Origin of the sequence: Devosia soli (assembly GCF_000970455.1) — a bacterium.
Taxonomy (GTDB): Bacteria; Pseudomonadota; Alphaproteobacteria; order Rhizobiales; family Devosiaceae; genus Devosia; species Devosia soli.
Genome location: NZ_LAJG01000017.1, coordinates 1 through 489, shown reverse-complemented (window position 1 = coordinate 489; position 489 = coordinate 1). Strand labels below are relative to the sequence as shown.

The following is a 489-nucleotide window of genomic DNA, read 5'->3' as shown; positions in this document are numbered from 1 at the left end:
CCAGACACGTGGTCGCGAGACCGGTGGTGGGCATACACGTAAGCGGCCGCCGTACATCGGCCGTGGCGTCGCGCGCCAGCTTCTCCTAATTGGTGAGGAGGATCGCCGGGCTCGTCGGACCAGGCTCTGCCGGACCGGGAAGGTCGGCAGCGCAGAGTTCACCGTCAACGGTTTCGTCGGCAATGACCAGCGTTTCCGTCGTGCCGGCGAAGAGGTCGATGCCGACGCGCCCATAACGCTGGCGCTTGGCTTCCGCAACAAAGGCATTGCCCGGGCCGACCAGCATACCAACCGGCGAAATGCTTTCGGTGCCGATAGCCATGGCGCCAATCGCCCGAATCCCGCCGCGCACCGAATTCTCGTCGGCACCTGCCATTGCCTGCGCGGCCACATTCGCCGGCGCCGTCTTGCCATTGAACGGAGCCCCACCGGTGCTGACCACCGGGCACGCTGCGCACTTGGCCTACACCCCGGTCTTCATTGGCGCCG

The 489-nt window shown here is 66.5% G+C and carries 1 pseudogene; it reads right to left on the bottom strand.

What is annotated here, in order from left to right:
- Positions 1-85: 85 nt before the first annotated feature.
- Positions 86-451 (bottom strand): annotated as a pseudogene (locus VW35_RS08965) (histidinol dehydrogenase); the annotation flags it as partial.
- Positions 452-489: the final 38 nt, after the last annotated feature.